Genomic DNA, 7,427 nt, shown 5'->3' on the forward strand with positions numbered 1-7,427 from the left:
ACCCCGGGCCCCACCCCCACCACCCGCGCCGCGACCTCGTGGCCGGGGAACACCGGGTAGCTCACGAAGGGGTGCAGGCCCTCGTAGACGTGGAGGTCCGAGCCGCAGACCCCCACCGCCAGCGGCTCGAGCAGCACCTCCCCCGCGCGCGGCTCCGGCTCGGGGCCCTCGGCCCAGGCGATCCGGTGGGGGCTGCTGATCCGGGTTCGCATCATCGCTCCTCCCCTCCCCCGCTCACTCCGGGACGATGAGCACCTTGAGCGCGTCGCCCATGCCGGGGTGCTCCTTGTACTCTAAGGCCTTGCCCAGCTCCTCGATGGGCAGGCGGTGGCTGATGAGGGGGCCGACCCGCACGCGGCCGCTCTCGAGCCAGCTCAGCGCCAGCGGGAGCGTGCCGTTGAGGGAGAAGCTGCCGACGACGCTCAGGTCGCGCCGGAACACGTCGTAGGGGCTCAGGCGGACGGTGGCCTCCTCCGGCGCGACGCCGAAGATCAGGACCTTGCCGCCCACCGCCGCGTAGCGCGGCATGGCCTCCACCACCCCGGCGACGCCGGTCGCCTCGGCGACGACGTCGAAGCCGTGGGGCTCGAGGTCGCGCAGGGCGTCGGCCGTGCCCGCCCCGGCCGGCACGGCGTGGCTCGCCCCCAGCGCCTTCGCCAGGGCCAGCCGCTCGGGCACCGGGTCCACGACCGTCACCTCGGCCGCCCCCGAGATCCGCAAGGCCTGCATCAGCAGCAGGCCGATGGGGCCGGCGCCGAAGAGCAGGGCCTTGCTGCCGGGCTCGGGGCGCAGGCGCACGATCCCCCAGGCCACGCAGCCCAGCGGCTCGGCGAAGGAGGCCTCGGCGGCGCTGAGGCCGCGCACCGGGTGGGCGTTGGCGGCCGGGGCCACCACGTGCTGGGCGAAGCCCCCCGGCCGGGTCAGGCCCAGCGCCTCGAAGCGCAGGCAGTGCTGGCGCTGCCCCCGCCGGCAGGCCCAGCACTGCCCGCAGGAGACCACCGGGTCCAGCGCGACGAGCTGGCCCTCGTGGAGCTCGGCGACGCCCGGCCCGACGGCGTCGATCACCCCGGCGACCTCGTGGCCGGGGATCAGGGGCAGGCGGGCGTGGAAGTGCCCGTCGAACAGGTGCACGTCGGTGCCGCACACCCCGGCGGCCCCGACCCGCACGCGCACCTGCCCGGGGCCGGGGGACGGGGTGGGGACTTCTTGCACCTCGAGGGTCCGGGGTCGGGTGATCACGGCGGCTCGCATACGTCTTAACTCCTTACTTGACGGCCCCGAAGGTCAGGCCCCGCACCAGTTGCCGCTGGGCCAGCCAGCCCATGATCATCACCGGCAGCACGGCGATCATCGAGGCCGCCGACATCTTGGCCCAGAAGAGCCCCTCGGCGGTCTTGAACGAGGCGACGTAGACCGAGAGCGGGGAGGCCTGGGCCGAGGTCAGGTTGAGGCTCCAGAAGGCCTCGTTCCAGGCCAGGATGACGCTCAGCAGGGCCGCCGAGGCCACGGCCGGGCCGGAGACGGGCAGCAGCACGCGGGTGAGCTCCTCGGAGGTGCCGGCCCCGTCGACCCGGGCCGCCTCCATGATCTCGTGGGGGATCTCGCGGAAGTAGGCGTACAGCGTCCAGACCACCACCGGCAGGTTCATCACCGCGTACATCAGCGCCAGGGCCCAGACGTTGTCGAGCCAGCGCAGGTCGCGGAAGATCAGGTACACCGGGATGATCACCCCCACCGGCGGCATCATCTTGGTGCTGATGACCCACAAGAGCGTGTCCTTGGTGCGCCTGGTGGGGTAGAAGGCCATGGAGTAGGCGGCGGGGATAGCCAGGGCCAGCGCCAGCGCGGTCGAACCCAGCGCCGAGACGACGGAGTTGAGGAAGTGCCGGGCGTAGTCGCTGCGGGCGAGGGCCTCGCGCAGGCTCTCGAGGGTGGGCGTGAAGAGCAGCTTGGGCGGGATGGCGATGGCGTCGCCCTCGCTCTTGAGGCCGGTGAGGAAGAGCCAGAGGATGGGGAAGAACATGACGAGCGCGGCCAGGTAGGCCAGCAGCGTCAGCTCCCAGCGGACGCGCCGGGCGCGGCTCACGTGCGGCCCCCTTGCAGGTTGCGCCCGATCGTGCGCAGCACGAACACCGCCACGACGTTGGCCAGGACGACCGCGAACACCGCCCCCGCCGCCGCCACCCCGATGCGGTACTCGCCGAAGGCCTTGAGGTAGATGAGGTAGGGCAGGGTGGTGGTGGCCAGGCCGGGGCCGCCGGAGGTCGAGGCGTAGATCTCGGCGAAGACGGTGAGCAGGAAGATGGTCTCCAGCATCACCACCACGCCCAGGGTCTGGGCCAGGTGGGGCACGATGACGTAGCGGAACTCCTGCCAGGCGTTGGCCCCGTCGATCTTGGCGGCCTCGAGCTGCTCCTTCGACAGCGACTGCAGCCCGGTGAGGATGAGCAGCAGGGCGAAGGGGATCCACTGCCAGGAGACCATCAGCACGACCGAGGGCATGGGGTAGGCGGCCAGCCAGTCTACGGGGCGCTGCCCCAAGCCCTCGGCGACCCGGGCGAAGAGCCCGTACACCGGGTGCATCAGCATGTTCTTCCAGATCAGGGCGCTGACGACGGGCATCACGAAGAACGGGGAGATGACCAGGGTGCGGGCCAGGGCTCGAGCGGGGAAGTCCTGGTGGAACAGCACGGCCAGGAAAAGCCCGGCCGCCACCGTGACGAGCAGCACCGAGCCCACCAGCACCAGCGTGTTCTGGACGGAGGTCCAGAAGATCGGGTCGGTGAGCAGGGAGCCGAAGTTGCCCAGGCCGACGAAGCCCTGCCGCTCGGGGTTGAGCAGGTCGAAGCGGCGGAAGGAGTGGTAGACGGTGAGGATGAAGGGGACCTGGGTCCAGACGACGAGCAGCAGCACCGCCGGGCCGAGCAGCCAGAGGGTGCTGGGCCGGGCCGACCGGGGCCGCGGCCGGTTGAGAGCGCTTGTGCGGGTCATATCCTCGACCTCGAGGGGTGGCCGGGCGGGCGGGGCGGCCCGCCCGGCGCGGTGTGGCCTACGCGATCGCCGGCTCGGCCCTCTGCCCCGTCACTTGAGGTAGCCGGCTTCCTTCATCAGCTTCTCGACGGCGGCCTGGGCCTGGGCCAGCCCGGCGTCGAGGCTGGTCCGGCCCGTGACGATGCCGGCGATGAACTGCCCGACCTGGGTCCCGATGGCCTGGAATTCCGGGATGCCCACGAACTGCACGCCGGTGTAGGGCACGGGCTTGAGGGTGGGCTTGGCGGGGTCGGCGCTGTTGATGGACTCGAGCACCACCTTGGCGAAGGGCGCGGCCTTCTGGTAGTTGGGGTTGTTGTAGGTGGAGTAGCGGGTGCCGGGGGGCGCGGAGACCCAGCCCTGGGTGCGGCCGACGAGCTCGACGTACTCCTTGGACGTGGCCCAGGCGACGAAGGCCTTGGCCGCCTCCGCCTTCTTGCTGGACTTGGGGATCGCCAGCGCCCAGCTCCACAGCCAGTGCGAGCCGTTGGGGGTCACGGCCACCGGGGACTTGGCGAAGCCGATCTTGTCGGCGACCTTGGAGGTCTTGGGGTTAGCCAGGTGGCCCGCGGCCACGGTGGCGTCGATCCACATGGCGCACTTGCCCTCCGACATCAGGGTCAGGTTCTCGGTGAAGCCGTTGCCGGTGACCCCGGGGGGGCCGTACTTGGTGACCAGCTCGACGTACTGCCCGATGGCCCGCTTCCACTCGGGGCTGGTGAGCTGGGGCCTCCAGTTCTCGTCGAACCAGCGGCCGCCGTGGGTGTTGACCAAGGTGCTGAGGAAGGCCATGTTCTCGCCCCAGCCGGGCAGGCCGCGCAGGCAGATGCCGTAGACGCCCGCGCCGGGGTTGTGCAACTGCTTGGCCCACTCGACGGCCTGGGCCCAGGTGGGCTGGGCCGGAACGGTGAGCTTCTTGGCCGCGAACAGGTCCTTGCGGTAGTACAGCATCGAGCTCTCGGCGTAGAAGGGCAGGGCGTAGAGCTTGCCCTGGTAGGAGAGCCCGGCGCGCACCGGCTTGAGGACGTCCTCGAGGTCGTACGAGGCCGGCAGCCCGCTCATCTCCACCAGCCAGCCGTTCTTCCCCCAGATGGGCGCTTCGTAGGTGCCGATGGTCAGCACGTCGTAGGAGCCGGCGTTGGTGGCGATGTCGGTGGTGACCTTCTGCCGCAGCTCGTTCTCCGGCAGCACCACCCAGTTGAGCCGGATCCCCGGGTTGGCCTTCTCGAACTCCGGGGTGAGCTTCTGCATGGTGATCATGTCGGGGTTGTTGACGGTGGCGATGGTGATGGTGGTCTGGGCCAGCGCCGCCGACGCCAGCACGCCCACGCCGAAGATCCAGGACTTCCACGAACGCATGTCTTCCCTCCTCCTGACTCCACTCCTGCCGGTGACCGGTTGCCGTTGCGGTTGCGGTTGGCCGCGCGCTGTGCGGGGTTTCACAGGTCCAGCTCCTCGTCCTCCTTTCGCCGCCGGGCCCTTCGTGGCCCTCGACCGGTCTCATGGGGCAATGGACACGTGACCATTAGCGCGGCAACAGGATAAAGCGGTCCTCGTCACGGGGGCATGGGCTACGTCGGCTTGGATGGTCTCGTGACCATAAGACTAGGGAAGCCCTTGCTGTTTGTCAAGCCCCGTCCTTGATACAATGGTCACGTGCCCAGCATCCTCGACGTCGCCAAGCGGGCCGGGGTCGCCCCCACCACCGCCAAACGCGCCATCCACGAGCCGCACCTGCTGGCCCCGGACACCCTGGCGCGGGTGCGCCGGGCCATCGAAGAGCTCGGGTACGAGCCCGACCAGGTCGCCGGCGGCCTCAGGAGGGGCCGCACCCAGACCCTGGGGCTGATGGTGGGCAACATCATCGAGCCCTTCTTCGCCAGCTTAGTGCGCACCGTCGCCCACGCCGCCCAGGGCCGGGGCTACGCCCTCATCGTCACCGACAACGAGTACGACTCGGCCCTCGAGCGGGCCAACCTGCGGGTGCTCTACGGGCAGCGCGTCAGCGGCCTGATCATCCGCTCGGGCTACGGCGCGCCCAACCTGGACTACCTCCAGCGGATGCGCGAGCGGGGGACCTACGTCCTGGAGATCGACTACTTCTACCCCGGCAGCCCCTTCAGCCACGTGATGCTCGACAACGAGGGCAGCGTGTTCGAGGGGGTGCGCTACCTCCACGCCCTGGGCCACCGGCGCATCGCCACCCTGGGCAGCTACGACCCGGTCTACCACCCCGAGGAGCGCAGCCGGGCCTTCCCCGAGGCCCTGCGCTCGGTGGGGCTCTCGCCGGTCGAGGCGTACCAGCGGGTGATCACGCTCATCGAGCCCGAGGCCTACAGGCTCACCCTCGAGCTCATGCGCCTGCCCGAGCCGCCCACCGCGATCTTCTCGCTCAACGGCACCGAGGCCGCGGGGGCCTTCCGGGCCCTGAAGGAGCTGGGGCTGCGCATCCCCGAGGACGTGTCGCTGCTGACCTTCGACAACTACTCCTGGACGGCGCTGGTGACCCCCCCGCTCGACGTCATCGAGCAGCCGGTCGAGGAGATGGGCCGCGCGGCGGTGGAGGTCGTGCTCGACGCGGTCGAGCACCAGGCGCTCGACAAGGTGGTGCGCCTGCGCTTCCCCGGCCGCCTGATCCGGCGGGGGAGCTGCGCCCCGCCCCGCCGGCCCTGAACCCGGGCGGCGACCCCCGAGCACGCCGACTCAGACGCGGCTCAGCGGCGGCGGCTACCCTCGAGCCGTGCACCCCCCGCGCCGCTACCCCCCGCTCCTGGAGGCTGCCGGCCGCTGGCTCTACCTGCTCCCGCTGGTGTGGGTGGCCCCGGGGCTGGCCCTGGCGGGGGCCCTGGCGCCGGTGCTGCTGGAGGGCGGCGGCCCGCCGCCCGCCCCCCACGGGCCGCTGGCGCTCCCCGACGCCCTCATCCACGGGCCCGCCGCGCCCGCGGTGCCGGCCCTGGCGGCCTCCATCCTGCTGGGCAACGCGCTGGCCGGGGTGGCGGTGCCCTGGCTGCTGGCCCGCCTGGCCCCCTTCGCCCCCCGGCTCTTCGTGCTGCTGTGGGCGCTGCGCGTGGGCTGGCTCGCCACCCCGGCCGGGCTGCCCGGCGGCGGCTGGTACCTGACGTGGTGCGCGCTGCTGCTGGTGGGCGAGTTCGCGGCCTACGCCCAGATCGCCGACCTCGCCAGCCGCGGCGCCCCCGAGGGGCAGCTCGCCCGCCGCGCGGGCGCCGCGCTGGTGCTGCTGGCGCTGCTGGCGTTCTACGAGGCCTACGTCATCGCGCGGGTGCTGTGATACCCGCTTCGGTCAGCTCGTCCCCATTCGGGGACGAGCTGACCCGGCCGAAGTTATCCGCGTGGCGGAGGGCGGTAGCGCCCCTCGGGAGGGATACGCTGGCTTCGCCGGCCGTCAGGGAGGGGTGGGCTCTGGGGTCCTAAAAGATAGCCTCTGAAGGTCTTTGGTTCGGGTGATTATCTTTTTGAACCCGGCATGACACTTCGGCGGCCGCGGCCGCGGCGGGCGGGGAGCGGGCCGGACGAACCCTGGCCCGTCTAGCCTGGGACCGTACCCGGGTCCGAACCCTGGGCGAGGAGCTCGAGGAAGGCCGCGGCCACCTCGGGGTCGAAGTGGCGCCCGGCCTGTTCGCGGACGTGCTCGAGCACCCGCTCGCGCGGCCAGGCCTTGCGGTAGGGGCGGTCGCTGTCGAGCGCGTCGTAGACGTCGACGACCGCGAAGATGCGGGCCTCGAGGGGGATCTCCGGGCCCTTGAGGCCGCGCGGGTAGCCCGAGCCGTCCCACTTCTCGTGGTGGGCGTAGGGGATGGCGAGGGCCCGCTGGAGGAAGGGGATGCGCGAGAGCCACTCGTAGGCGAGGACGGGGTGCTTCTTCATCTCGGCCCACTCCTCCTCGGTGAGCTTGCCGGGCTTGAGCAGCACGGCGTCAGGCACCCCCAGCTTGCCCACGTCGTGCAGGATGGCCCCGCGGCGCACGTGCACGAGGTCGTTCTCCGGGATGCCCAGCGTGCGGGCGAGCGACAGGGTGAGGTCGGTGACCCGCTGGGTGTGCCCGGCGGTCTCCTGGTCGCGCAGCTCCACCGCCTTGGCCCAGCCCCACAGGGTCAGGTCGTAGGCTTCCTCGAGCTCCTCCTTCGCCCGCTCCAGCTCCCCGAAGAGGCGGCTGTTGTCGATGGCGATGGCCCCCTGGGTGGCCAGCGCGCCCAGGAATTCCTCCTCCTCGGCGCTCAGCCGCGCGGGCCCGCGGCTGTAGACCGCCAGCACCCCCAGCAATTCCCCCTTCGCCTCCAGCGGCAGCGCCCGCAGGGCGGTGAAGCCCGGGGGGGCGTCCGGGTCGGGCGCGGCGGGGAGGTCGTCGAGCGCGACCGCCTCCCGCCGCTCGGCGGCCC

8 protein-coding genes are annotated in these 7,427 nt (G+C 71.7%); 2 read left to right on the top strand and 6 right to left on the bottom strand.

The features are described 5' to 3' along the window. From Mterra_RS17070 to Mterra_RS17090, 5 genes are all read right to left on the bottom strand, one after another. Positions 1-212: alcohol dehydrogenase catalytic domain-containing protein (locus Mterra_RS17070; protein ID WP_170159715.1), on the bottom strand; the 212-nt coding region annotated here is incomplete at its 3' end. A gap of 22 nt (positions 213-234) precedes the next feature. Then, positions 235-1,251, bottom strand: coding sequence for a zinc-dependent alcohol dehydrogenase family protein (locus Mterra_RS17075; protein ID WP_119316250.1), 1,017 nt, complete (start codon positions 1,249-1,251; stop codon positions 235-237). 13 nt (positions 1,252-1,264) lie between these two features. Then, positions 1,265-2,086: a carbohydrate ABC transporter permease gene (locus Mterra_RS17080; protein ID WP_119316251.1), complete on the bottom strand. Its 822-nt coding sequence runs from the start codon at positions 2,084-2,086 to the stop codon at positions 1,265-1,267. Beyond that, the gene (locus Mterra_RS17085; RefSeq protein ID WP_119316252.1) at positions 2,083-2,991 is read right to left on the bottom strand and encodes a carbohydrate ABC transporter permease; all 909 of its coding nucleotides are present in this window, start codon (positions 2,989-2,991) and stop codon (positions 2,083-2,085) included. The genes Mterra_RS17080 and Mterra_RS17085 overlap by 4 nt, the downstream gene beginning before the upstream one ends. 90 nt (positions 2,992-3,081) lie before the next feature. After that, the gene (locus Mterra_RS17090) at positions 3,082-4,389 is read right to left on the bottom strand and encodes an ABC transporter substrate-binding protein (protein ID WP_119316253.1); all 1,308 of its coding nucleotides are present in this window, start codon (positions 4,387-4,389) and stop codon (positions 3,082-3,084) included. 297 nt (positions 4,390-4,686) lie between these two features. Between Mterra_RS17090 and Mterra_RS17095 the strand changes: the two genes are divergently transcribed. Together Mterra_RS17095 and Mterra_RS17100 are read left to right on the top strand one after the other, a co-directional pair. Then, positions 4,687-5,703 (top strand): LacI family DNA-binding transcriptional regulator, encoded by a 1,017-nt coding sequence (locus Mterra_RS17095; protein WP_119316254.1) that lies wholly within the window; start codon positions 4,687-4,689, stop codon positions 5,701-5,703. Positions 5,704-5,770: 67 nt separating this feature from the next. Next, a complete protein-coding gene (locus Mterra_RS17100; protein ID WP_119316255.1) occupies positions 5,771-6,319 on the top strand; it encodes a hypothetical protein in 549 nt (182 codons plus the stop codon). Positions 6,320-6,576: 257 nt separating this feature from the next. Here the strand turns inward: Mterra_RS17100 and Mterra_RS17105 are convergent. Beyond that, the coding region (locus Mterra_RS17105) for an HD-GYP domain-containing protein (protein WP_119316256.1) at positions 6,577-7,427 on the bottom strand (851 nt) is incomplete at its 5' end.

Source organism: Calidithermus terrae (assembly GCF_003574345.1).
In the GTDB taxonomy this organism is placed as follows: Bacteria; Deinococcota; Deinococci; order Deinococcales; family Thermaceae; genus Calidithermus; species Calidithermus chliarophilus.